Source organism: Roseateles sp., assembly GCF_047654785.1.
Taxonomy (GTDB): Bacteria; Pseudomonadota; Gammaproteobacteria; order Burkholderiales; family Burkholderiaceae_C; genus Pelomonas.
The window spans coordinates 969,198-991,510 of the sequence record NZ_JASGKQ010000001.1 but is presented as its reverse complement, the minus strand read 5'-3'; the positions used below and the strand labels follow the sequence as shown (position 1 = coordinate 991,510).

The 22,313-nt window shown below is 71.7% G+C and carries 19 protein-coding genes and 1 pseudogene; 2 read left to right on the top strand and 18 right to left on the bottom strand.

The annotated features are described in order from the left end of the window. Positions 1 to 17: 17 nt before the first annotated feature. From hisS to QM788_RS04630, 9 genes and pseudogenes are all read right to left on the bottom strand, one after another. Positions 18 to 1,325 (bottom strand): histidine--tRNA ligase, encoded by a 1,308-nt coding sequence (hisS, locus tag QM788_RS04670; RefSeq protein WP_415660281.1) that lies wholly within the window; start codon positions 1,323 to 1,325, stop codon positions 18 to 20. An 11-nt stretch (positions 1,326 to 1,336) separates the two neighbouring features. Then, positions 1,337 to 2,599, bottom strand: coding sequence for a flavodoxin-dependent (E)-4-hydroxy-3-methylbut-2-enyl-diphosphate synthase (ispG, locus tag QM788_RS04665; RefSeq protein ID WP_415660280.1), 1,263 nt, complete (start codon positions 2,597 to 2,599; stop codon positions 1,337 to 1,339). Continuing rightward, positions 2,599 to 3,465 (bottom strand): helix-turn-helix domain-containing protein, encoded by an 867-nt coding sequence (locus QM788_RS04660; RefSeq protein ID WP_415660279.1) that lies wholly within the window; start codon positions 3,463 to 3,465, stop codon positions 2,599 to 2,601. The genes ispG and QM788_RS04660 overlap by 1 nt, the downstream gene beginning before the upstream one ends. 9 nt (positions 3,466 to 3,474) lie before the next feature. Further along, positions 3,475 to 4,260, bottom strand: a complete 786-nt coding sequence (gene pilW, locus QM788_RS04655) for a type IV pilus biogenesis/stability protein PilW (protein WP_415660278.1) — start codon at positions 4,258 to 4,260, stop codon at positions 3,475 to 3,477. A 29-nt stretch (positions 4,261 to 4,289) separates the two neighbouring features. Next, positions 4,290 to 5,479 (bottom strand): annotated as a pseudogene (gene rlmN, locus QM788_RS04650) (23S rRNA (adenine(2503)-C(2))-methyltransferase RlmN). Between the two features lie 40 nt (positions 5,480 to 5,519). Then, positions 5,520 to 5,948 carry a nucleoside-diphosphate kinase gene (gene ndk / locus QM788_RS04645; RefSeq protein ID WP_415660277.1) on the bottom strand — a complete coding sequence of 143 codons (429 nt, stop codon included), beginning with the start codon at positions 5,946 to 5,948 and terminating at the stop codon, positions 5,520 to 5,522. Positions 5,949 to 6,044: 96 nt separating this feature from the next. Next, on the bottom strand, positions 6,045 to 8,030 hold the full coding sequence (gene rluB, locus QM788_RS04640; protein WP_415660276.1) for a 23S rRNA pseudouridine(2605) synthase RluB: 1,986 nt from the start codon (positions 8,028 to 8,030) through the stop codon (positions 6,045 to 6,047). A 5-nt stretch (positions 8,031 to 8,035) separates the two neighbouring features. Continuing rightward, the gene (gene scpB / locus QM788_RS04635) at positions 8,036 to 8,752 is read right to left on the bottom strand and encodes an SMC-Scp complex subunit ScpB (RefSeq protein ID WP_415660275.1); all 717 of its coding nucleotides are present in this window, start codon (positions 8,750 to 8,752) and stop codon (positions 8,036 to 8,038) included. A 243-nt stretch (positions 8,753 to 8,995) separates the two neighbouring features. Continuing rightward, complete coding sequence (locus QM788_RS04630; protein WP_415660274.1) at positions 8,996 to 10,009, bottom strand: RluA family pseudouridine synthase; 1,014 nt, start codon at positions 10,007 to 10,009, stop codon at positions 8,996 to 8,998. A 42-nt stretch (positions 10,010 to 10,051) separates the two neighbouring features. Here QM788_RS04630 and QM788_RS04625 point away from each other — a divergent pair, with 42 nt between their 5' ends. Then, on the top strand, positions 10,052 to 10,882 hold the full coding sequence (locus tag QM788_RS04625; protein ID WP_415660273.1) for an outer membrane protein assembly factor BamD: 831 nt from the start codon (positions 10,052 to 10,054) through the stop codon (positions 10,880 to 10,882). Positions 10,883 to 10,897: 15 nt separating this feature from the next. Here QM788_RS04625 and QM788_RS04620 read toward each other — a convergent pair whose 3' ends face one another. Next, a complete protein-coding gene (locus QM788_RS04620) occupies positions 10,898 to 12,952 on the bottom strand; it encodes an ATP-dependent DNA helicase (RefSeq protein ID WP_415660272.1) in 2,055 nt (684 codons plus the stop codon). Then, entirely contained in the window at positions 12,939 to 13,142 is a 204-nt protein-coding gene (locus tag QM788_RS04615) for a YdcH family protein (RefSeq protein ID WP_415660271.1), read from the bottom strand. Before QM788_RS04615 ends, QM788_RS04620 begins: the two co-directional genes overlap by 14 nt. A 63-nt stretch (positions 13,143 to 13,205) precedes the next feature. Between QM788_RS04615 and QM788_RS04610 the strand changes: the two genes are divergently transcribed. Further along, on the top strand, positions 13,206 to 13,979 hold the full coding sequence (locus QM788_RS04610; protein ID WP_415660270.1) for a PP2C family protein-serine/threonine phosphatase: 774 nt from the start codon (positions 13,206 to 13,208) through the stop codon (positions 13,977 to 13,979). Here QM788_RS04610 and QM788_RS04605 read toward each other — a convergent pair. From QM788_RS04605 to QM788_RS04575, 7 genes are all read right to left on the bottom strand, one after another. Beyond that, on the bottom strand, positions 13,976 to 14,617 hold the full coding sequence (locus QM788_RS04605; RefSeq protein WP_415660269.1) for a hypothetical protein: 642 nt from the start codon (positions 14,615 to 14,617) through the stop codon (positions 13,976 to 13,978). The two genes, QM788_RS04610 and QM788_RS04605, sit on opposite strands and share 4 nt — an antisense overlap. Then, entirely contained in the window at positions 14,614 to 15,714 is a 1,101-nt protein-coding gene (gene zapE / locus QM788_RS04600) for a cell division protein ZapE (RefSeq protein ID WP_415660268.1), read from the bottom strand. Before zapE ends, QM788_RS04605 begins: the two co-directional genes overlap by 4 nt. Positions 15,715 to 15,725: 11 nt before the next feature. Further along, entirely contained in the window at positions 15,726 to 17,147 is a 1,422-nt protein-coding gene (gene lpdA / locus QM788_RS04595; RefSeq protein ID WP_415660267.1) for a dihydrolipoyl dehydrogenase, read from the bottom strand. A gap of 4 nt (positions 17,148 to 17,151) precedes the next feature. Further along, positions 17,152 to 17,331: a hypothetical protein gene (locus QM788_RS04590; protein WP_415660266.1), complete on the bottom strand. Its 180-nt coding sequence runs from the start codon at positions 17,329 to 17,331 to the stop codon at positions 17,152 to 17,154. Then, positions 17,328 to 17,849, bottom strand: coding sequence for a zeta toxin family protein (locus tag QM788_RS04585; protein ID WP_415660265.1), 522 nt, complete (start codon positions 17,847 to 17,849; stop codon positions 17,328 to 17,330). Before QM788_RS04585 ends, QM788_RS04590 begins: the two co-directional genes overlap by 4 nt. 5 nt (positions 17,850 to 17,854) lie before the next feature. Next, a complete protein-coding gene (odhB, locus tag QM788_RS04580; RefSeq protein ID WP_415660264.1) occupies positions 17,855 to 19,093 on the bottom strand; it encodes a 2-oxoglutarate dehydrogenase complex dihydrolipoyllysine-residue succinyltransferase in 1,239 nt (412 codons plus the stop codon). A 91-nt stretch (positions 19,094 to 19,184) separates the two neighbouring features. Beyond that, complete coding sequence (locus QM788_RS04575; protein ID WP_415660263.1) at positions 19,185 to 22,040, bottom strand: 2-oxoglutarate dehydrogenase E1 component; 2,856 nt, start codon at positions 22,038 to 22,040, stop codon at positions 19,185 to 19,187. Positions 22,041 to 22,313: the final 273 nt, after the last annotated feature.

Sequence of the window (22,313 nt, the reverse complement as noted above, 5' to 3'; positions counted from 1 at the left end):
CGGGCGAAGGCCCGGGATTATGCGGTGCGCAATTCGGCCGCCCAGGCGGCCACGCCGGCGAGCGGGCGGGCGGCCTGTTCGGCGCCGTCGCGCAGCGGCTTGACGGCCACCTCGCCGCGCGCCAGCTCGTCGGCGCCGAACACCAGCGCGAAGCGCGCGCCGCTGGCATCGGCCTTCTTGAACTGCGACTTGAACGAGCCGCCGCCGGCATGCATCTGCACCGACACGCCGGCCGCGCGCAGCGCCTCCAGCGCGGGCAGGATGCGCGGCAGCTCGGCCGGGTCGGGCACCACGGCATAGGCGTCCGGCGCCGCGGCGGGCGCCTGCAGGCCCAGCGTCTCCAGCAGCAGCAGCAGCCGCTCCAGGCCCATGCCGAAGCCCACGGCCGGCGCCGGCTTGCCGCCCAGCTGCTCGATCAGGCCGTCGTAGCGGCCGCCGGCGCAGACGGTGCCCTGGGCGCCGAGCTTGGTCGTCACCCACTCGAACACGGTGAGGTTGTAGTAGTCCAGCCCGCGCACCAGGCGCGGGTTGATGCGGTAGGCCAGGCCCACCGCGTCCAGCAGCGCGCGCACGCCGTTGAAGTGCGCGAGCGAGGCCTCGCCGAGGAAGTCCAGCAGCTTGGGCGCCCCCTCGGCCATGGCCTGCATCGCCGGGTTCTTGGTGTCCAGCACGCGCAGCGGGTTGCTGTACATGCGGGCCTGGGCCTCCTCGTCCAGCACGTCCCGGTGCCGCTCCAGGTGGGCGACCAGCGCCTCCCGGTGCGCGCGGCGCTCCTCGGGCTGGCCCAGGCAGTTGATCTCCAGCGCGACGTCCTCGCCCTCCTTCAGCCCCAGCTCGCGCCACAGCGCGCGCGCCAGCAGGATGACCTCGGCGTCCACGTCCGGGCCGGCGAAGCCCAGCGCCTCGATGCCCATCTGGTGGAACTGCCGGTAGCGGCCCTTCTGCGGCTTCTCGCGGCGGAACATCGGGCCGACGTAGTACAGCCGCCGCGGCGCGTCGCGCAGGTAGCTGTGCTCGATCATCGCGCGCACGACGCCGGCCGTGCCCTCGGGCCGCAGCGCCAGGTGCTCGGCCTGGCCGTGCTTGTCGGCGCGGTCCTCGAAGGCGTACATCTCCTTCTCGACGATGTCGGTCACCTCGCCGATGCCACGCACGAACAGCGCCGTCGGCTCGACGATGGGCACGCGCACGTTCTGGTAGCCGTAGCGCGCCAGCACGCCGCGCATCGTCGCCTCCAGCGCCTCCCAGCGCGCCGATTCCGGCGGCAGGATGTCGTTCATGCCCTTGACGGCCTGCAGGGGCTGCACTTTCTTGTTCTCGCTCATGGGATCCGTGTTCAGGCCGCGGCCTTGGCGCCGAAGCGCTTCTCGATGTAGTCCTCGACCAGCGCGTGGAACTCCTGCGCGATGTTGTCGCCGCGCAGCGTCAGCGCCTTCTGGCCGTCGATGAAGACGGGCGCGGCCGGCGCCTCGCCGGTGCCGGGCAGGCTGATGCCGATGTCGGCATGCTTGCTCTCGCCCGGGCCGTTGACGATGCAGCCCATGACGGCCACCTTCATCTCCTCGACGCCCGGGTATTTGCTGCGCCACACGGGCATCTGTAAACGCAGGAAGTCGTCGATCTGCTTGGCCAGCTCCTGGAAGGTGGTGCTGGTCGTGCGGCCGCAGCCCGGGCAGGCGGTCACGCTCGGGTTGAAGTGGCGCAGGCCCAGCGCCTGCAGGATCTCGAGCGCGACGACCACCTCCTGCGTGCGCGGCTCGCCCGGCTGCGGCGTCAGGCTGACGCGGATGGTGTCGCCGATGCCTTCCTGCGCGAGGATGCCCAACGCGACGCTGGACGCCACCGTGCCCTTGGTGCCCATGCCGGCCTCGGTCAGGCCCAGGTGCAGCGCGTAGTCGCAGCGGCGGGCCAGTTCGCGGTAGACCGAGATCAGGTCCTGCACGCCGCTGACCTTGCAGCTGATGATGATGTTGTCCGGGTTCATGCCCAGCTCGCGGGCGTAGGCCGCCGAAGTCAGCGCCGATTCGACCAGCGCCTGGTACATGACCGGCTTGGCGTCCCAGGGCTGGGCGCGGCGCGCGTTCTCGTCCATGAACTGCGCGAGCAGCTCCTGATCCAGGCTGCCCCAGTTGACGCCGATGCGCACGACCTTGTCGTACTTGATGGCGGCCTCGACCATCTGCGCGAACTGCCGGTCCTTCTTCTCGCCCTTGCCGACGTTGCCGGGGTTGATGCGGTACTTGGACAGCGCCTGGGCCATCGCCGGGTGCTCGGTCAGCAGCCGGTGGCCGTTGTAGTGGAAGTCGCCCACCAGCGGCACGTCGATGCCCATGCGGTCGAGCTGCTCGCGGATGTAGGGCACGGCGTCGGCCGCCTCGGGCGTGTTGACGGTGATGCGCACCAGCTCCGAGCCGGCGATGGCCAGCTCCTTGATCTGGATGGCGGTGCCGACGGCGTCCACCGTGTCGGTGTTGGTCATCGACTGCACGCGCACCGGCGCGTCGCCGCCCAGCGTGACGACGCGCCCGCCCCAGGCGACGCGGGCCTGGCGGCTGCGCCGCGCGGCGGGCGCGGCCTCGGGAATGATGTGTTCGCCCATCAGTTCAACTCCAGTCGAGCGACGTTGTTGCTGGCGTGCGGGGCCAGGTCCACGGCGCCGCCGCGCCATTCGAGCCGCGTGCCGCCGACGTTGCCCACGCGCACCTTGTAGGGCAAGGCGCCGCGCAGCTCCTGCTGCTCGCCGGCCAGCAGCACGCGCGACAGCAGCGTCTGGCCCGCGCCGTCGACGACCTCGATCCAGCTGTCCGCGCTGGCCGCGACGCGCAGCGCCAGGCCGGCCGGCGCCGACGCCGCAGCCTCGCGCCCGGGCGGCGGCGCACTGGCGGCCGCCGGCTGGGAGGCCGCCGCCGACGCCGACGCGGCCGGTTCCGACGCGACGGGCGCCGACGGTGCCGCGATGAACTCGGCCGGCGGCGCGCTGGCGGCGGGCCCCTCGTCCGCCACGGCCGGGGCCGAGGCCGCGCCGCCGCGCTCGGACACCCAGCCCGCCGGCACCCAGTAGATGGCGGCGGCGGCCAGCAGCAGCAGCGCCAGGCCCCAGGCCACCGGCCGCCGCAGCAGCGCCAGCACGCTGCCGTCGATCGGGCCGGCGCCGCGCTCGCGGTAGGGCTGGTTCAGGCCCGGGCGCACGTCGAATTCCTGGCCGGTGCGCGGCATCAGCGCCAGCGCGGGCGCCGGGTCCACCTTCAGCACGCGGCACATCGCCGTGGCCAGCGCACGGGCGAAGGTGGTATCGGGCAGCTCGTCCCAGCGGTCGGCCTCCAGCGCCTCCAGCTTGGCCTGCGGCACCTTCAGCGTGACCGCCAGCGCGGCGATGTGCAGGCCGCGCTGCTGGCGGGCGTTGCGCAGCCACGCACCGGCGGTGGCGCCCTGCGGCGTGTCGCGTCCCTCGGAAATGGGTTCCATCGTCTGCTTCTAGTCGTCGTAGCGGCCCGCGTCCAGCAACTGGGTCTCGCGGGACTGGGGATGTTGGCGGCGCAGCTGCAGCGCGAGCTCGTCCACCTGCGCCTGGTTGCCCAGCTTGCGCTCGATGCGCAGCTCCAGCCACAGGCTCTGCGCATTGGCCTGCTCCGGCTGCGCGTTGACGCGCCTCACGTAGAAGCGCGCGCGCTCCAGCTCGCGGTTGCGGTAGAGCACCTCGGACAGGTTGACCGCGATGGCCGGGTTGCCCGCGTCCATCTCGAAAGCGCGGGCCAGCGTCTTCTCGGCCACCGCCATGCGGCCGGAGCGGGCCTCGCACACGCCCTTGGCCAGCAGCGTGCGCGCGGGCGCGCGGTAGCCGGGCTGGGCCAGCGCCTGGTCGAACAGCGCGTCCGCCGTCGGCCAGCGCTGCTGCTGGCACATGAACCAGCCGTAGTTGTGCAGCGTGTCAGGGTCGTTGGGGTAGACCGCCAGCGCGCGGCGGAAGGCGTCCTCGGCCAGCTGGGTCTCGCCCATCGCACCGTAGATGAGGCCGCGCAGGTTCACGGCCTCGCGCATGTCGGGCTTGGCCTGCAGCGCGAGCTTGAGCTCGTCCAGCGCGGTGCTGAACTGGCCGCGCGAGAAATAGCCCTGCGCCAGCTCCAGCCGGATGCCGGCGCGGCGGTCGGCGTCGGTCTGGTCCGAGTCGGTCCTGATCTCGCGGTCGGCGGCGGGCGCGGTCCCGGTGCCGGCACAGGCGGCCAGCAGCACGGCGGACAGGACGGTCAGCAGTCGCTTCATCGGATCCTCGGGTTGGGCGCGGGGGCGCGTCAGGCGGATTTGGCCACCGTCACCGGGGCCCTGACCATGCGGATATGCGCGCGGGTGCGGTCCTGCACCTCGCCGGCGAGCTGGCCGCAGGCGGCGTCGATGTCGTCGCCGCGCGTCTTGCGCACCGTCGTGACGATGCCGGCCTGGATCAGCACCTCGGCGAAGGCCTGCACGCGCGCATTCGTGCTGCGAATGAGGCCCGACGCCGGAAACGGGTTGAACGGGATCAGGTTGATCTTGCAGCTGACATTGTTCTTGAGCAGCCTGGCCAGTTCACGCGCCTGCTCGGGCGCGTCGTTCACCTCCTGCAGCATGCAGTACTCGAAGGTGATGAAGTCGCGCGGCGCCTTCTCCAGGTAGCGCCTGCAGGCATCCAGCAGCTCGGCGATCGGATATTTCTTGTTCAGCGGCACGAGCTGGTCGCGCAGCGGGTCGGTCGGCGCGTGCAGGCTGACGGCCAGCGCCACCGGGCAATCCTCGCGCAGCCGGTCGATCATCGGCACGACGCCCGAGGTGGAGACGGTCACGCGGCGGCGGCTCAGGCCGTAGCCGTGGTCGTCCAGCATGGTCCGCAGCGCCGGTACGAGCTGGTCGTAGTTCTGCAGCGGCTCGCCCATGCCCATCATCACGACGTTCGAAATGATCCGTTCGTCGGTGGACCTGGCGCCCCCGGTCGCCGGCGTGCCGACGCCGCCCCCCGGGGGGGCGAATCGCCCTGGGGGCGGCCCGGCGGGCGATTCAGGCGCTTGCGCAGCGAATGCTCGGCAAACCACAGCTGGGCCGTGATCTCGGCCGTCGTCAGGTTGCGGCTGAAGCCCTGGTGGCCGGTCGAGCAGAAACGGCAGCCCACCGCGCAGCCGGCCTGGCTGGAGATGCACAGGGTGCCGCGGTCGTCCTCGGGAATGAAGACGGCCTCGACCGCATTGCCGGCGCCGACGTCGAACAGCCACTTGATCGTGCCGTCGCTCGACACATGCTCCGAGATCACCGGCAGCGCCGCAACCCGGGCCCGGCCCTTGAGCTTCTCGCGCAGGGACTTGGCGAGGTCGGACATCTGGTCGAAGTCCGACGCGCCCTTCTGGTGGATCCAGCGGAACAGCTGGGTCGCACGGAACTTCTTTTCGCCCAGTTGCTCGCAGTAGGCGGCCAGGCCTGGCAGATCGAAACCGAGCAGGTTGACCGCGTCCATACGAAGATCCTGGGCCGGGGTCACCGACCCCGTTGGGGGTTTACTTGGCGGCGTAGACGTTCATGCCCGGGAAGAAGAACGCCACTTCGACGGCGGCCGTCTCGGCAGCGTCCGAGCCGTGCACCGCGTTGGCGTCGATGCTGTCGGCGAAGTCGGCGCGGATGGTGCCCTTCTCGGCCTTCTTCGGGTCGGTGGCGCCCATCAGGTCGCGGTTCTTCAGGATGGCGCCTTCGCCTTGCAGGGCCTGGATCATCACCGGGCCGGAGATCATGAAGTTCACCAGGTCGTTGAAGAACGGGCGGGCCTTGTGGACGGCGTAGAACGCCTCCGCCTCGCCGCGCGACAGGTGCACCATCTTGGCGGCCACGATCTTCAGGCCGGCGGCCTCGAAGCGGGCGTAGATCTGGCCGATGACGTTCTTCGCCACGGCATCGGGCTTGATGATGGACAGGGTGGTTTCGATCGCCATGGAATTCTCCTGCAGGGGCGTATTGGACAAAGCCGGCGATTGTAGCCTTCAGGGATGACCCCGATTGCCCCATCGCCCGGTGTTCGTGGTCTGCGCTCAGCGATGCCGGCCGCCGAAGCCGCCGCCGGACCGGCCGCCACCGCCGCCCTTGCCGCCGCGGCCCCCACCCCCACCCCCGCCGCCGCCATTGCGGCGCAGGTAGGCGTCGCCGCCGATGTAGCCCACCGAGGTCTGCATCGGGTCGGGCTCGCGCGGGCCGCCGCCCTTGTTGCCGCCCTTGCCGGGCCGCTGGCTGGGCTGCTGGCTACCGCCGGCACCGAAGCCCTGCGGGATGCCGCGCTTGCCGCCGGTCGCGTGGCGGCGGTCGAAGGTCTGCTCCAGCGGGTTGATGTGGTGCGGGATGAAATCGTCATCCTCGTCGTCGTCCCGGCGCGGCGCGCGCTCCTCGCGCGGGGGGCGCGGCTGCGGCGCCTCGGCCGGGCGGCTCGGGCGCGGGCCGACGCCGGCATGGCGGCCGTCGGCGCGGCGGTTGTTGCGGTCCTTCTGCCGGGCCTGCGCCGGCTGGCCCTGACCCTGCGCCTGGCCCTGGCCGGCGCCGGGCGTGTGGCCCGCCAGCCGGCGGATCACACGCACGTCGTCGTCGCCCAGCTCCACCCACACGCCGCGCTTGAGGCCGCGCGGCAGCACCACGGTGCCGTAGCGGATGCGGATCAGCCGGCTCACCACCATGCCCACCGCCTCGAACAGCTTGCGCACCTCGCGGTTGCGGCCCTCGGTGATGACGACGCGGTACCAGCGGTTGGCGCCTTCGCCGCCGCCGTCCTCGATGCTCTTGAACGACGCGGTCTGGCCGTCCACGCCGACGCCTTCCAGCAGCCGGGTGCGCTGGTCGTCGGAGAGCGAGCCCAGCACGCGGGCCGCGTACTCGCGCTCGACGCCGAAGCGCGGGTGCATCAGCTGGTTGGCCAGCTCGCCGGAGTTCGTGAACAGCAGCAGGCCTTCCGTGTTGATGTCCAGCCGGCCCACGGACTGCCACTTCTGGCCCTGCACGCGCGGCAGCGTGCGGAACACGGTCGGGCGGCCCTCGGGATCGTTGAAGGTGGAGACCTCGCCGGTGGGCTTGTGGTAGGCCAGGATGCGCGGGTTCGGCGGCGAGATGCGCACGCGCACCGGCTTGCCGTTGACCTTGACCTGGTCGCCGAACGAGATGCGCTGGCCGACGTGGGCGACCTCGCCGTTCACCTCGATCTTGCCCTCGGCGATCCACTCCTCGATGTCGCGGCGCGAGCCGATGCCGGATTGCGCCAGCACCTTCTGCAGCTTGGGCGCGTCAGCGTCCGGCGCCAGCACGCGCCGGGCCTCGCCGTCGCCCGCGGCGTCCGCCGCCTCGGTGGCCGGCTCGGGGCGCAGCGCCGGCGGCTCGCCGGCCGGGCCCTCGGACTCGGCGTCCAGGTTGCCCGACAGCACGTCGGCGAAGCGCGCCCCCGCGGCCTCCACGAGTTCCGGCGCCAGCGCGGCGCCCGGCAGTTCGCCGCCGCCCTCGCCCGGCGCACCCGGTGCGCCCGCAGCGCGCTCCTTGCGGTTGCGGCGGCGGTTACGGCCACGGCCGTCCCGTTCGCCGTCGTCGCCCTCCGCGTCGCCTTCGGCGGCGTCGCCGTCATCGCTGCCGCCCGCCGACGGGGCCGGCGCGTCGTCGGCCAGCGTGAAGAACGGCTGCGCGGGCGCGGCGGGCTCGGCGGGCGCCAGGCCGGACGGCTCGTCGGCCGGCGCGGCCGCCTTGCGCGGGGCGCGCTTGCGCGCCGGTGCGGGCGGCGCCTCGTCGGCCGGCGCGGCCGGGGCCGTCTGGGCCAGCTCGGCGGCATCGGCCGTCTCGGCCGGCGCGGCCTCGGCCTTGCGGCGCGTGCGCTTCACCGGCACGGCGGCGGGGTCTTCGGCCCCGGGCGCCTCGGCCGCGTCGGGCGCGGCATCGGCAGCGGCCTTGGCGGTCGTGCGGCGGCGCTTGGGCGCGGCGGGCGCGTCGGCCACGACGCCGGCATCGGCGGCGGGAGGCAGGGGCTTGTCTTGATCGGCGACGTCGTTCATGCGGGTCAGTGCTGGGGTTGCGGGGGCGGATCGGTGGGATCGGAAGGGGGAAGTGCCGGCGTGCCATCGGCGCCGAACAGGCTCTGGCCGGGCGCCGGCGGGTTGGCGGGCGGGGCCTCGGCCAGCGAGGCGTCGGCCGCCGGGGTGTCGGCCACCTCGTCGGCGGCGTCGAGCAGCTGGCCTTGCAGCGCCTCGAACGCGGGCGGCTCGGTGCCGACGTCCAGCGCCGGCAGCTGCTCCAGGCTGGCCAGGCCCAGGTCGTCGAGGAAGGACTTGGTCGTTGCGTACAGCGCCGGGCGGCCGGGCGTCTCGCGGTGGCCGATGGCCTCGATCCAGCCGCGGTCCTCCAACTGCTTGACGATCTGGCTGGCGACGACGACGCCGCGGATGTCCTCGATGTCGCCGCGCGTGACCGGCTGCCGGTAGGCAATGATGGCCAGCGTCTCCAGCACGGCGCGCGAGTAGCGCGGCGGCTTCTCGGGGTGCAGCCGGTCGAGGTACTCGCGCAGCTCGGGCCGGCTCTGGAAGCGCCAGCCGGAGGCCAGCGCCACGAGCTCCACGCCGCGACCGTCCCAGTCGCGGGACAGCTCGTCGAGCAGGCTGCGCACCGTGTCGGCGCCCAGCTCGTCGGCGAACAGGCTGCGCATCTCGCGCAGCGTCAGCGGCTGCGAGGCGCAGATCAGCGCGGTTTCGAGGACGCGCTTGGCATCCTGTGTGTTCATGAACTCAACTTCGCACCCTCAATGGGCAGAGCTCTGGCGTGGGCCCCGGCCTGGGCGCTGGTGGCGCGGTCGTCAGGCGGCTGGGGCGGGTCGGGCACCGGGTGCGGTCCCGGCCTTCAGGCTGCGGGGCGCACCAGCGGGAGCGGTTGCCGGTTTCGGGGCGTGAACTGCAGTCCCGCGGCGGCGGCCGTGCATCGAAGGCATGGCGCTGGCGTCCGACGACCGGGGCGCATTGTAGCCCCGTCAGCCGGGCAGGCCGCCGGCCCCCGTCGCGGCCCACGCGGCGGCGAGGTCGGCGGGCAGCGGCGCGGCCAGCGCCAGCGCCTCGCCGGTGACGGGATGCGTGAAGGACAGCCGCGCCGCGTGCAGCGCCTGGCGGGCCAGGCCCAGCGCGGCCGCGCCGCCGTACAGCGCGTCCGCCAGCAGCGGGTGGCCGCGGTGCGCCAGGTGAACGCGGATCTGGTGCGTGCGGCCGGTGTGCAGCACGCAGTGCACGGCGCTGACCGGGCGCCCGCCCCCGACGTCGCCGACGCCCAGCGGGTACACGTCGGTGCGCGCCGGCTTGCCCAGGCCGGCCGGCGCGACGGCCATCTTCACGCGCGACACCGGGTCGCGCCGCAGCGGCTGCTCGACGGTGAAGGCCGCGTCCACCCGGCCCCAGGCCAGCGCGAGGTATTCGCGGTGGACCTCGCGCGCGGCGATCCGGCGCGTCAGCGCGGTGACGGCCTCCAGCGTCTTGCCGACGACCATCAGCCCGCTGGTGTCCTTGTCCAGCCGGTGCACGATGCCGGCGCGCGGCAGCGTCGCGGCGGCCGGGTGGTGGGCCAGCAGGCCGTTCATCAGCGTGCCGGACCAGTTGCCCGCCGCCGGATGCACGACCAGGCCCGCCGGCTTGTCGACCACCAGCAGGTGCTCGTCCTCGAAGGCCAGCGCCAGCGCCATCGGCTCGGCGCGGAAGGCGCGGCTTTCGTCGGTGGGCAGCAGCTCGACCTCGATGCGCTGGCCGGCGCGCAGCTTGTGGGCGGGCTTGGCCACGGGCCGGCCGTCGGCCGTCACGCAGCCACGCTCGACGAGGGCCTGCAGGTGGTTGCGGGAGAACTCCGGCGCCAGCGCCGTGAGCCAGCGGTCCAGCCGCTCGCCATGGCCGGCGGCGTCCACCTCGGCTGCGCGGCGCTCCGGCACGCCGTCGGCGGCGGCCACCTCGCCCGCGTCGTCTTCCGGGTCGTCCAGACCCCCCGCCCTATACTTCGCGCCCATTGTTCAGTGTGACCGGGACGGCGCCGCCGCCCAGCTTCAGACATGTTTGTTGAGAAATTCCAGGCCGGCCGCGCTGTCTTCAATGCCTTGATCGGCACCGCCTCGCTCGCCCTCGCGCTCGGCGGCCTGAGCGGCTGCGGCTCCACGGCCAAGGAAGACCCGAATTCCCAGGCGGCGCTCGACAAATTGTATGCAGACGCCAAGGACGACCTGAGCTCCGGCAGCTACGACCGCGCCATCAAGTCGCTGGAGCGCATCGAGGGCCGCGCCGCCGGCACGACCATGGGCCAGCAGGCCACGCTGGACGTGGCCTGGGCCTACTACAAGACCAACGAGCGCGCGCAGGCGATCGCGACGCTGGACCGCTTCATCAAGCTCAACCCGTCCAGCCCGGCGATGGACTACGCGCTGTACATGAAGGGCCTGGTCAACTTCAACGAGGACCTGGGCCTGTTCGGCCGCCTGGCCAACCAGGACGTGTCCGAGCGCGACCAGCAGGCCTCGCGCGAGGCGCTGCTGGCCTTCCGCCAGCTCGTCGAGCAGTTCCCCGAGTCCAGGTACGCGGCCGAGGCGGTGACGCGCATCAACTTCATCACCAACACGCTGGCCGCCTACGAGATCCACGTGGCCCGCTACTACTACAACCGCAAGGCCTACGTGGCCGCGGCCAACCGCGCGCAGTCGGCGGTGGCGGAGTTCCAGCACGCGCCCGGCATCGAGGAGGCGCTGTTCATCATGGGCGAGAGCTACGACAAGCTGGGCCTCACGCAGCTGCGCGACGACGCGCGTCGCGTGCTGGACAAGAACTTCCCCGGCAGCCAGTACGCCAGCGGCGGCAGCAAGCGCACCAAGCCCTGGTGGCAGCTCTGGTAGGCCCTCGCCAGGCCGTCAGGCCCGCGCTTCGTTGAGCCGCTGCAGCCAGGCCAGCGCCTCGGCCTCGTTGGCCACCGGCGTCATCGGCGGCAGCGCGGCGCGCAGGCGGCGGCCGTAGTTCATGCCGGCCATGCGCGGGTCGCAGACCACCAGCAGGCCGCGGTCGGTCTCGGTGCGGATCAGCCGCCCGGCGCCCTGCTTCAGTGCGATGGCCGCCTCGGCGACGAAGTAGTCGGCGAAGGCGTTGCGGCCCTGGGCCTCCAGCCGCTGCACGCGCGCCTCGACCAGCGGGTCGTTCGGCGGCGGGAAGGGCAGCTTGTCGATGAGCACGCACTGCAGCGCGTCGCCCGGCACGTCGATGCCCTCCCAGAAGCTGGCCGAGCCGACCAGCACCGCCGCCGGGTCGTCCACGAAGCGCTGCAGCAGCACGCGCTTGGGCGCCGCGCCCTGCTGCAGCACCGCGATCGCGTCGCCGCCCTCCTCGAAGCGCTCGCGCAGCGCGTCGGCCACGGCCTGCAGGTTGCGCAGCGTGGTGGTCAGCACGAAGGTGCGGCCGCCCAGCGCGCGGGCGAAGCGCGAGGCCAGCAAGGCGACGCTGGGCGGGTGGCTGGGATCGGCGGGCTTGGGGAAGCCGCGCGGCACGTACAGCCGCGCATGGGCCGGGTAGTCGAACGGGCTGCCGACGCGCAGCACCTCGGCATCCATCAGGCCGGCCGGCTCGGTGAACCAGCTCAGGCGCTCGTCGTCGCCCAAGGTGGCGGACGTGAACACCCAGGCCTTCGGCGGCCCCGCCAGCTGCTGCTGCATCGCCTCGCGGATGTCCAGCGGCGACTCGACCAGGCGCGCGCCGTGCGGGCTGAGGTCGATCCAGCGCACGTCGCCCGGGTCCGGCGCGGCGGCGAAGCCCTGCGCCAGGTCGTGCAGCTCCTGCGCGCGCTCGCACAGGCGCGCGAAGTCGGGCGCGGCCTCGCGCACGGCCGTCAGCGCCTCCAGCGCGGCGGCCGTGGCGACCCCGACGCCCGCCAGCGCGGCGGCGAAGCCCGGCTGCTGCGCCCGCTCCTTCCAGCCCAGCTTCAGCGTGCCGCGCAGCTCGCGGCCGGCCGTGGCCAGCGGGCCGGCGGCGGCCAAGCGCAGTTCGCGCGCGGCCTTCTCGATGCCGGCGTGCAGCGCCTGCCAGTCGTGCACGCCGCGCGCATGGGTCAGGCCCTGCGCGAGTAGGTCGCGCGCGAAGTCGACCAGCGCCGCCGTGCCGAGCAGCGTGCCGAGGAACTGCACGCCGGCCTCGGCGAGCTGGTGGGCCTCGTCGAAGATGGCGATCTCGACGCTGGGCAGCAGCTCGGCGACGCCGCTGTCGCGCAGCGACACGTCGGCGAAGAACAGGTGGTGGTTGACCACGACGACGTCGGCCTCCATCGCCTCGCGCCGGGCCTTGACCACGTAGCAGGCCTTCCAGTCCGGGCAGTCCTGGCCCAGGCAGTTCTCGCGGCTGGAGCTGACGATGGGGATGATGGGCGAGCGCTCGTCCAGGCCGTCGATCTCGGCGAAGTCGCCGCTCGCCGTGCCCAGCGCCCAGCGCTCGACGCGGGCCAGCGCCAGCGCCGTGCGGCGGTCCGGGAACTCGCCGGACACGCGCGCCTCCTTCATGCGGTGCAGGCACAGGTAGCTGCCGCGGCCCTTCAGCAGCGCCAGGCGCACCGGCGTGTTCAGCGCCTTCATGAGCCGCGGCAGGTCGCGCAGGAAGAGCTGGTCCTGCAGGCTCTTGGTGGCGGTGCTGATCAGCGCCCGGCTGCCGGCCAGCAGCGCTGGCACGAGGTAGGCGAAGGTCTTGCCGACGCCGGTGCCGGCCTCGACGACCAGGGCCTCGCGGCGGCTCAGCGCGCGCGCGACGGCGCGGCTCATCTGCAGCTGAGGCTCGCGCGGCCGGTAGCCGGGGTCCAGCCGCGCCAGCGGCCCGCCCGCGTCGAAGGCGGCCCGCACGGCCTGTTCCAGCTCGTCGCCGGCGGCGGACGGGGGCGCCTCGGCGGCCTGGTCGAGGGCGTCGAGCCAGTCGTCCAGCTCAGGCGAGGTCATCGGGGGCGATGCTGGCTTCCAGCCTGGCGATCATGTCGCGCAGCGCGAGGCGGCGCTTCTTCAGCCGCTGCAGCGCCAGTTCGTCCACGGGCGGCTGTTCGACCATCCGGTCGACCAGCGCGTCGAGGTCGGCATGCTCGATGCGCAACTCGATCAGCCGCCGTGGCAACGAGTGAAGTTGTTCGTCCATCCTAGGGTTTCCGGGGCCGGGCGCGGCGGGGCTGCGGGCGCACGGGCCAGTATAGTTTTCGGCATGTCTTCGCCCGCCGCCGCCGGTTTCCGGCTCACCGCCGCCACCGGCACCCATCGCGGGGACCGGGCCTACCAGCAGGACCAGGTGGCCGTGATCGCGCACCCGCGCATCGCCGGCTGCGTGATGGCGCTGGTGGCGGACGGCATGGGCGGCAAGAGCGGCGGCCGCAAGGCGGCCGACCAGGTCGTGCTGACCGCCCAGCAGCTGTTCGACCGCTACTCGCCCGGCGACGAGTCGCCCGCCGAACTGCTGGCGCAGATCGCGTCGGAAGCGCACCTGATGATCAAGCTGACGGCCATCTCCGCCGAGGAGGAGCCGCACAGCACCATCGCCGCCTTCGTCGTCACCGGCGACCGCTGCGTGCACTGGATCCACTCCGGCGACTCGCGCCTGTACTGGTTCCGCGGCGCGCGGCTGGTGAAGCGCTCGCTGGACCATTCCTACGTGCAGCGCCTCGTCGACGAGGGCCAGCTGACCGAGGCCGAGGCCAGCGCCCACCCGCAGAGCAACCTGCTGACCGCCTGCCTGGGCACGACGCAGGACCCGACCTCGTCCGCCGAGCGTCTGGAGGGCCTGGCCGTGGGCGATTCGCTGATGTGCTGCAGCGACGGCCTGTGGCACTACTTCACCGACCAGGAGCTGGGCAGCGTGCTGCACGGCCTGCCGCCGCGCGAGGCGGCGGAGCTGCTGGTCAGCAAGGCGCGCCAGCGCGCGCGCGGCGGCGGCGACAACCTGTCGATCGCCATCGTCAAGCTCGAGAGCCTGGCTGACTAGGGCGCCGACGCGGCCGGCGCCGCCGAGGCCCCCGGCAGCGGCAGCGGCGCCGCGGGCGGCTTGGTGCGCTTGCCTTGCTTGGCCTCGTGCGCGTCCAGGCGCTGGCGCAGGCGCTGCTGGCGCTCCTGCGCGCGTTCGCGGCGCCCGGCGGCCTGCGCCTCGGCCTGGCTGGCGGCCTGGCGGCGCGCGCGCTCGGCCGCGGCCGGGTCGCGGCGCGCCCGCGGCGCCTGCGACGCCGGCTCGCCCGGCGGCGGCGCGGCCTGCAGCCGCTCGCGGCGCCGGGCCTCGTCCTGCGCGGCGGCGAGTTCGCGGGCCTGCACGCGCTGCGCCTGCGCCTCGGCGCGTTCGCGGCGCGCCTGCGCGTCCAGTTCGTGCGCCTGCCGCACCAGCGGCGCGAGCGCGGCCTGGCGGCGTTCGCGCAGGTCTTCCAGGCAGGCGCTGACGGCGAAGCGCCGTTCGCACTCGGCCTGCTCCCGCGCGAAGCGCTGCTCCACGGCGGCGCGCTGCGCGGCGACTTCGGCGCGCGTGGCGGGCTGCGCGGCCGCGGCCCCGGCCGCCAGGCAGCCGCCGATCAGCAGCGCCGCCCAGCCGGCGGCCGTTGCAGGAGCGCGTGCGACGCGCGCGAGGGGCCGTGTCATGTCAACGAGGTGTCGACCTCGCGCCGGGCCAGCGCCAGGTATTCCGCCGAGCGCATTTCGTGCAGCCGCGACACGGTGCGCGGGAACTCGTGGGCCAGCGGGCCGTCGGTGTAGAGCTGCTCGGCCGGCACCGCGGCCGAGATGATGAGCTTGACGCGGCGGTCGTAGAGCACGTCCACCAGCCAGGTGAAGCGGCGCGCCTCGCTGGCCAGGCGCACCGGCATCTCGGGCACGTCGGACAGGATCAGCGTGTGGAACTGGCTGGCCAGTTCCAGGTAGTCGTTCTGCGAGCGCGGGCCGCCGCAGAGCGTCGCGAAGTCGAACCAGACGACGCCGCCCGCGCGCCGCCGTGCGTACAGCGCGCGGTGCTCGATCATCAGCTTGGAGTCCTCGTCCTGGGCCTCGGCGAGGGACTCGAAAGCCTGCGTCAGCGCGGCCTCGGTCGCGTCGTTCAGCGGCGTCAGGTAGAGCTTCATGTCCTCCAGCGTGCGCTGCCGGTAGTCGGTGCCGTTGTCGACGCTGATGACCTCCATCTGGGTCTTCAGCAGCTCGATGGCCGGCAGGATGCGGTCGCGGTGCAGGCCGTTGGGGTAGAGCTCGTCCGGGTGGAAATTGGACGTGGTGACGATGGAGACGCGGTTGCGGAACAGCGCGTCCAGCAGCCGGTGCAGGATCATCGCGTCGGTCACGTCGGCGACGTGGAACTCGTCGAAGCAGATCAGCCGGAAGCGCCGCGCGATGCGCTTGCCCAGTTCCTCCAGCGGGTCGGCGATGCCCTTCAGGTCCTGCAGCTCGCGGTGCACCTCGCGCATGAACTCGTGGAAGTGCAGCCGCGTCTTGCGCGTCAGCGGCACGGCCTGGAAGAAGCAGTCCATCAGGAAGCTCTTGCCCCGGCCGACGCCGCCGTACATGTAGACGCCGCGCGGGATCGGCGGGCGCGACAGCAGCTTGGCGAAGGCGTTGGCGCGGCGGGCCTTGTAGGCGGCCCACTCGTCCTGGCAGCGCTGCAGGGCCGCCACGGCGCGCAGCTGCGCCGGGTCGGCCTTGAAGCCGCGCTCGGCCAGCGTCTGCTGGTAGAGCTCGGTGACCTGGGTCACGGGTCGCCGGGTCAGAAGTTCAGCGTGCGCTTGTCCACCGCCAGCGCCGCTTCCTTGGTGGACTCGGACAGCGACGGGTGGGCGTGGCAGATGCGCGCGATGTCCTCGCTCGAGGCCTTGAAGGCCATCGCCATCGTCGCCTCGGCGATCAGCTCCGAGGCCATCGGGCCGATGATGTGGACGCCGAGGATCTCGTCGCTGGCCGCGTCGGCCAGGATCTTGACGAAGCCCGAGGTGTCGCCCAGCGCGCGCGCGCGGCCGTTGGCGAGGAAGGGGAACTGGCCGGCCTTGTAGGCGCGGCCTTCGCTCTTCAGCTGCTGCTCGGTCTTGCCGACCTGGGCGATCTCGGGGCTGGTGTAGATGACCGACGGGATGATGTCGAAGTCCACATGCCCATGCTGGCCGGCGATGCGCTCGGCCACGGCCACGCCCTCTTCCTCGGCCTTGTGCGCGAGCATCGGGCCGCGCACGACGTCGCCGACGGCCCAGACGTTGGGCAGGTTGGTCCTGCAGTCGTGGTCCACCTCGATGGCGCCGCGGCCGTCGAGCTTCAGGCCGACGGCTTCGGGGTTCAGGCCGAGGGTGTTGGGCACGCGGCCGATGGAGACGATGAGCTTGTCGACGTCCAGCTTCTGCTCGGCGCCCTTGGCGTCGGTGTAGTGGACGACGACGCCCTTCTTGCCGGTCTTGACCTCGCCGATCTTGACGCCCAGCTCGATGGCCAGGCCCTGCTTCTTGAACAGCTTGGCGGCCTCCTTGGCCACGCCTTCATCGACGGCGGGCAGGAAGGCGGGCATGGCCTCCAGCACGACGACCTCGGCGCCCAGGCGGCGCCAGACCGAGCCCAGTTCCAGGCCGATGACGCCCGAACCGATGACGCCGAGCTTCTTCGGCGTGGCCGGGATGCGCAGCGCGCCGTCGTTGGACAGCACCTGCTCCTCGTCGAAGGGCAGGCCCGGCAGCGCGCGGGCGTTGGAGCCGGTCGCGACGATGACGTGCTTGGCGGTGACGGTCTCGTCGCCGGCCTTCAGCTCATAGCCGCCGTCCTTGGCGGCGACGAAGCTGCCGCGGCCGTGGAAGAACGTGACCTTGTTCTTCTTGAACAGGTAGAGGATGCCGTCGTTGTTCTGCTTCACGACGCCGTCCTTGCGGCCCAGCATCTTGGCGACGTCGATGTTGACGTCGCCGGTGCTGATGCCGTGCTCGGCGAAGTGCAGACTGGCGTGCTCGAAGTGCTCGCTGGACTGCAGCAGCGCCTTGGACGGGATGCAGCCGACGTTGGTGCAGGTGCCGCCGGGCGCGGGGCCGCCCGCCGAGTTCTTCCACTCGTCGATGCAGGCGGTGTTGAAGCCCAGTTGGGCCGCGCGGATGGCGGCCACATAGCCGCCGGGGCCGCCGCCGATGACGACGACATCGAATTGTTGGGTGCTCATGGGATCAGTTCACTTTCAGTTTGACGAGTCGGCCGTTCTGCTGGACGACCAGACAGGTGTTGGTTTGCCTTGCGACTTCCCGGGCCCGTTCATAGGCACGCTCCAGGGCCGCAGTCACGTTGCGGAAATCGGCCGACTTGGCCGTGTGCAGCGGCGGCGTGCCGGTTGGCTCGGACAGGCTCATTGTTCGCTCCATGCGAGGACTTGGACGGGCGTGCTGGATGCATCGAGCAGCATCCAGGCATCGACGATGGGCTTGTACACCTGCTCGAAGCTGGACAACCCGGCGTGAAAGCGCCGCTCGATGACATCAGCCGGGATGTCGTGGCCGCCTTGTCTGACGCGCTGCGCCACGCGCTCGACCGCGAATTCCACGCTCGGAAGGCTGAGAAAGAACAGCTCGACCCGGTAGCCCGTCGCCTTCCATCGCCGGATCGTCCGTGCATAGCCCCGGCCGCTCAACGTCGTCTCGAAGGCGAAGCTCTCGCGGCGCTGGGCATACCGCTCGATCTCGGTCAGCATCAGCCGGCCTGCCGCGATCGCCGCCGTCTCCGGCGCGAATGGCGCCAGGCCTGCGGCGATGAGGTCGGCGTTCAGGTAGGCCGGGCACTGCGCTTCCTGCGGCAGGAACTCCCTCGCGAACGTCGTCTTGCCGGCACCGTTCGGCCCGGCAAGGATGATGACGCGAGGGGCCGGGGACATCAGGCTCAGATGTCGAACAGCAGACGAGCGGGGTCTTCCAGCGCTTCCTTCATCGTCACCAGGCCCAGCACGGCCTCGCGGCCGTCGATGATGCGGTGGTCGTAGGACATGGCCAGGTAGTTCATCGGGCGAACGACGATCTGGCCGTTCTCGACAACCGCGCGGTCCTTGGTCGCGTGCACGCCGAGGATGGCCGACTGCGGCGGGTTGATGATGGGCGTGGACAGCATCGAGCCGAAGGTGCCGCCGTTGGAGATCGAGAAGGTGCCGCCGGTCAGCTCGTCGATGGACAGCTTGCCTTCCTTGGCCTTGGCGCCGAACTCGGCGATCTTCTTCTCGATGTCGGCGAAGCTCATCTGGTCGGCGTTGCGCAGCACCGGCACGACCAAGCCGCGCGGCGAACCGACGGCGATGCCGATGTCGAAGTAGCCGTGGTAGACGATGTCGTTGCCGTCCACCGACGCGTTGATGATGGGGTACTTCTTCAGCGCCGCGACGGCCGCCTTCACGAAGAAGCTCATGAAGCCCAGCTTCACGCCGTGCTCCTTCTCGAACTTCTCCTGGAACTTCTTGCGCATCTCCATGACCGGGGCCATGTTGACCTCGTTGAAGGTGGTCAGGATGGCGTTGGTGGACTGCGACTGCACCAGGCGCTCGGCGATGCGGGCGCGCAAACGCGTCATCGGCACGCGCTGCTCGGGGCGGTCGCCGAGGTTCTGCTGCACGGGCGCGGCCACGCTGGGCAGCGGCTTGGCGACAGCGGGTACGGCCGGCACCGCGACGGCGGCGGCCGGCTTGACGCCGGCGGCCAGCGCGTCGCCCTTGGTGACGCGGCCGTCCTTGCCGGAGCCGGCCACGTCGGCGGCGGCCAGGCCCTTCTCGGCCAGGATCTTGGCGGCGGCGGGCATGGCCACGTCGCCCTTGTTGGCGGCGGCAGCAGCGGGCGCGGCGGCGGCGGGCGCCGCGGCGGCCGGGGCCGGCGCGGCGGCCACGCCGGCCTTGCCTTCGGTGTCGATCCGGGCGAGCAGTTCCTGGCTGACGACGGTGCTGCCGTCGGCCTTGATGATTTCGCTCAGCACGCCGGCCGCGGGGGCCGGCACTTCGAGCACGACCTTGTCGGTCTCGATCTCGACGAGGGTTTCGTCAACGGCGACGGACTCGCCGGGCTTCTTCTTCCAGGTCAGCAGCGTGCCCTCGGAAACGGATTCGGAGAACTGGGGGGTTTGGACGTCAACGATGGCCATGGTGTGAGGCTCCGTGTCTTGTACTTGGGTGTGGGGTGCGCAGGCGCGGCCGAGCGCAGCGCCCGTTCAGGGGGCGCCGCGCTGCGCGGTCTTACTTGGTGAGGATGAAGCCCTTGAGCTTGGCGAAGGCCTGGTCCAGCAGCGCCTTCTGCTGCTCCTGGTGCAGGTGGGCGTAGCCGCAGGCGGGGCTGGCGCTGGCCGGCCGGCCGGCGTAGCCGAGCTTCTGGCCGTCGAGCATGTTCTCGTGCACATAGTGCTGCACGAAGAACCAGGCGCCCTGGTTCTGCGGCTCGTCCTGGCACCAGACGATGTCGGTCGCGTTCGGGTACTTCTTCAGCTCGGCCGCGAAGGCCTTGTGCGGGAAGGGGTAGAGCTGCTCGACGCGCACGATGGCCACGTCGGCGGACTTCTTCTCGTCGCGCTTGCGCACCAAGTCGTAGTAGACCTTGCCCGAGCAGACGAGGACGCGCTTGACCTTGTCGGCGCTGATGCCGTCGTCCTGCTCGCCGATGACGGTCCTGAACTCGCCCTTCGTGAACTCGGCCAGCGGCGAGGTCGCGTCCTTGGCGCGCAGCAGGCTCTTGGGCGTCATGATGACCAGCGGCTTGCGGAACATGCGCAGCATCTGGCGGCGCAGCACGTGGAAGATCTGCGAGGCCGTCGTCGGCTGCACGATCTGCATGTTGTTGTCCGCGGCCAGCTGCATGAAGCGCTCCAGGCGGGCCGAGCTGTGCTCGGGGCCCTGGCCCTCGTAGCCGTGCGGCAGCATCATCGTCAGGCCGTTGGAGCGGCCCCACTTCACCTCGCCGGAGGCGATGAACTGGTCGATGACGACCTGCGCGCCGTTGACGAAGTCGCCGAACTGGGCCTCCCAGATGGTCAGCGTGTTGGGCTCGGCGGCGGCGTAGCCGTATTCGAAGCCGAGCACCGCCTCTTCGCTCAGGATGGAGTCGATCACGGTGAACGGCGCCTGGCCGTCCGCGACGTTCTGCAGCGGGATGTAGATGCCGGAATCCCAGTTCGCGCGGTTCTGGTCGTGCAGCACCGCGTGGCGGTGCGTGAAGGTGCCGCGGCCGCTGTCCTCGCCGGACAGGCGCACCGGGTAGCCCGACGCCACCAGCGACGCGAAGGCCATGCTCTCGCCCATGCCCCAGTCCACGTTGATCTCGCCGCGGCCCATCGCGGCGCGGTCGCCGTAGAGCTTCTGCACGAGGTTGTGGGCGGTGAAGTCCTTGGGGATGGTGGTCAGCTTCTCGGCCAGGCGCTTCCACTCGGCCTGCGGAATGGCGGTGTCGCAGCTGTCCGTCCACTTCTTGCCGAGGAAGGGCGACCAGTCGGTCGCGAACTTGCTCTTGAAGTTGGTCAGCACCGGGTCCACCGTGTGGCGGCCCTCGTCCATCGCGGCGCGGTAGGCCTTGACCATCTCGTCCGGCCCCTCGGCCGGCAGCACGTTCTGCGCGACCAGCTTGTCGGCGTAGACCTTGCGCGTGCCGGGGTGGGCGGCGATCTTCTTGTACATCAGCGGCTGGGTCAGCGCCGGCGTGTCCTGCTCGTTGTGGCCCAGCTTGCGGAAGCAGACGATGTCCAGCACCACGTCCTTCTTGAACTCGGCGCGGTAGTCCATGCACAGCTGCGTGGCCCAGACGACGGCCTCGGGGTCGTCGCCGTTCACGTGCAGCACCGGCGCCTCGATCATCTTGACGACGTCGGAGCAGTACCAGGTGGAGCGCAGGTCGCGCGGGTCGCTGGTCGTGAAGCCGATCTGGTTGTTGATGACGATGTGCACCGTGCCGCCGGTGCGGTAGCCGCGCGTCTGCGCCATCGCCAGCGTCTCCTGCACGACGCCCTGGCCGCCGAAGGCCGCGTCGCCGTGCACCAGCACCGGCAGCACCTGCGCGCCGTCGGCGTCGCCGCGGCGGTCCTGGCGGGCGCGCACGCTGCCCTCGACGACCGGGTTGACGATCTCCAGGTGGGACGGGTTGAACGCCAGGCTCAAGTGCACCGGGCCGCCCTGCGTGGACACGTCGGAGCTGAAACCCTGGTGGTACTTCACGTCGCCGGCCGGCAGGTCTTCGGCGGCCTTGTGCTCGAACTCGGCGAACAGGTCGGCCGGCATCTTGCCCAGCGTGTTGACCAGCACGTTCAGCCGGCCGCGGTGGGCCATGCCGATGACGATCTCCTGCACGCCGCGCTCGCCGGCACGCTGGATCAGCTCGTCCATCGCGGCGATGAAGCTCTCGCCGCCTTCCAGCGAGAAGCGCTTCTGGCCGACGTACTTGGTGTGCAGGTAGCGCTCCAGGCCCTCGGCGGCGGTCAGGCGGTCGAGGATGTGCTTCTTCTCGTCGGCCGTGAAGCTGGGCTTGCCGCGCGCCTTCTCCAGGCGCTCCTGCCACCAGCGCTTCTCGCCCGGGTCGGAGCCGTGCATGAACTCGGAGCCGATGCTGCCGCAGTAGGTCTCGCGCAGCGCCTGCACGATCTCGCGCAGCGTCATCGTCTCGCCGCCGAAATAGCTGTTCACGGCGCTGAACGAGATGTCCATGTCGGACTCGGTCAGGTCGTAGAAGGCCGGGTCCAGCTCGGGGATCTTGGGGCGCTCGGCGCGCTTGAGCGGGTCCAGCACGGCCCAGCGGTTGCCGAGGAAGCGGTAGGCCGCGATCAACGACTGCACGTGGACCTGCTTGCGCGCCACGGCCAGGTCGGCGCTGCTGGCCTTGTTGGCGAAGGCGTTGGCCTTGGCGCGCTGCGCGAAGGACTCGATCACCGGCGCATGGGCCACGTCGCGGGACTCGCTGCCGTCCACCGCCGGCACATGCTGCAGCGCATCGAAATAGGCGCGCCAGTTGTCCGGCACGGAACCCGGGTCGTCCAGGTAGGCCTCGTACATTTCCTCCACGTACGGCGCATTGCCGCCGAACAGGTAGGAGTTGGACCTGTATTGCTGCATCATCTCTCGCTCACCTCATGCCCCGGCTTCCAGGGAGTTGGCTGGTTGAAGAACCTTCCGCGACACGGCTCGACCGATTGGCGGATTGCGACCCACCTCGCTGTCGCCAGCAAAGGGACGGGAAGGACCAGGAACAGACGGGTTCCATCAGGGGGCGAACTCTAGCACCGCGGCCTGGGCCCGCAAGCGGCCGGGGGCGCGACAAATTTCACCCGCGCGGCGCGGTGAAGTTGACGCCCCCGTAGACTTCGCGCCCGCGCCGGCCCCGCGATGGAA

Coding starts and splice junctions, on each gene's coding strand:
- hisS (WP_415660281.1), bottom strand. CDS start 1,325: ATGAGCGAGAACAAGAAAGTGCAGCCCCTGCAGGCCGTCAAGGGCATG.
- ispG (WP_415660280.1), bottom strand. CDS start 2,599: ATGGGCGAACACATCATTCCCGAGGCCGCGCCCGCCGCGCGGCGCAGC.
- QM788_RS04660 (WP_415660279.1), bottom strand. CDS start 3,465: ATGGAACCCATTTCCGAGGGACGCGACACGCCGCAGGGCGCCACCGCC.
- pilW (WP_415660278.1), bottom strand. CDS start 4,260: ATGAAGCGACTGCTGACCGTCCTGTCCGCCGTGCTGCTGGCCGCCTGT.
- ndk (WP_415660277.1), bottom strand. CDS start 5,948: ATGGCGATCGAAACCACCCTGTCCATCATCAAGCCCGATGCCGTGGCG.
- rluB (WP_415660276.1), bottom strand. CDS start 8,030: ATGAACGACGTCGCCGATCAAGACAAGCCCCTGCCTCCCGCCGCCGAT.
- scpB (WP_415660275.1), bottom strand. CDS start 8,752: ATGAACACACAGGATGCCAAGCGCGTCCTCGAAACCGCGCTGATCTGC.
- QM788_RS04630 (WP_415660274.1), bottom strand. CDS start 10,009: ATGGGCGCGAAGTATAGGGCGGGGGGTCTGGACGACCCGGAAGACGAC.
- QM788_RS04625 (WP_415660273.1), top strand. CDS start 10,052: ATGTTTGTTGAGAAATTCCAGGCCGGCCGCGCTGTCTTCAATGCCTTG.
- QM788_RS04620 (WP_415660272.1), bottom strand. CDS start 12,952: ATGACCTCGCCTGAGCTGGACGACTGGCTCGACGCCCTCGACCAGGCC.
- QM788_RS04615 (WP_415660271.1), bottom strand. CDS start 13,142: ATGGACGAACAACTTCACTCGTTGCCACGGCGGCTGATCGAGTTGCGC.
- QM788_RS04610 (WP_415660270.1), top strand. CDS start 13,206: ATGTCTTCGCCCGCCGCCGCCGGTTTCCGGCTCACCGCCGCCACCGGC.
- QM788_RS04605 (WP_415660269.1), bottom strand. CDS start 14,617: ATGACACGGCCCCTCGCGCGCGTCGCACGCGCTCCTGCAACGGCCGCC.
- lpdA (WP_415660267.1), bottom strand. CDS start 17,147: ATGAGCACCCAACAATTCGATGTCGTCGTCATCGGCGGCGGCCCCGGC.
- QM788_RS04590 (WP_415660266.1), bottom strand. CDS start 17,331: ATGAGCCTGTCCGAGCCAACCGGCACGCCGCCGCTGCACACGGCCAAG.
- QM788_RS04585 (WP_415660265.1), bottom strand. CDS start 17,849: ATGTCCCCGGCCCCTCGCGTCATCATCCTTGCCGGGCCGAACGGTGCC.
- odhB (WP_415660264.1), bottom strand. CDS start 19,093: ATGGCCATCGTTGACGTCCAAACCCCCCAGTTCTCCGAATCCGTTTCC.
- QM788_RS04575 (WP_415660263.1), bottom strand. CDS start 22,040: ATGATGCAGCAATACAGGTCCAACTCCTACCTGTTCGGCGGCAATGCG.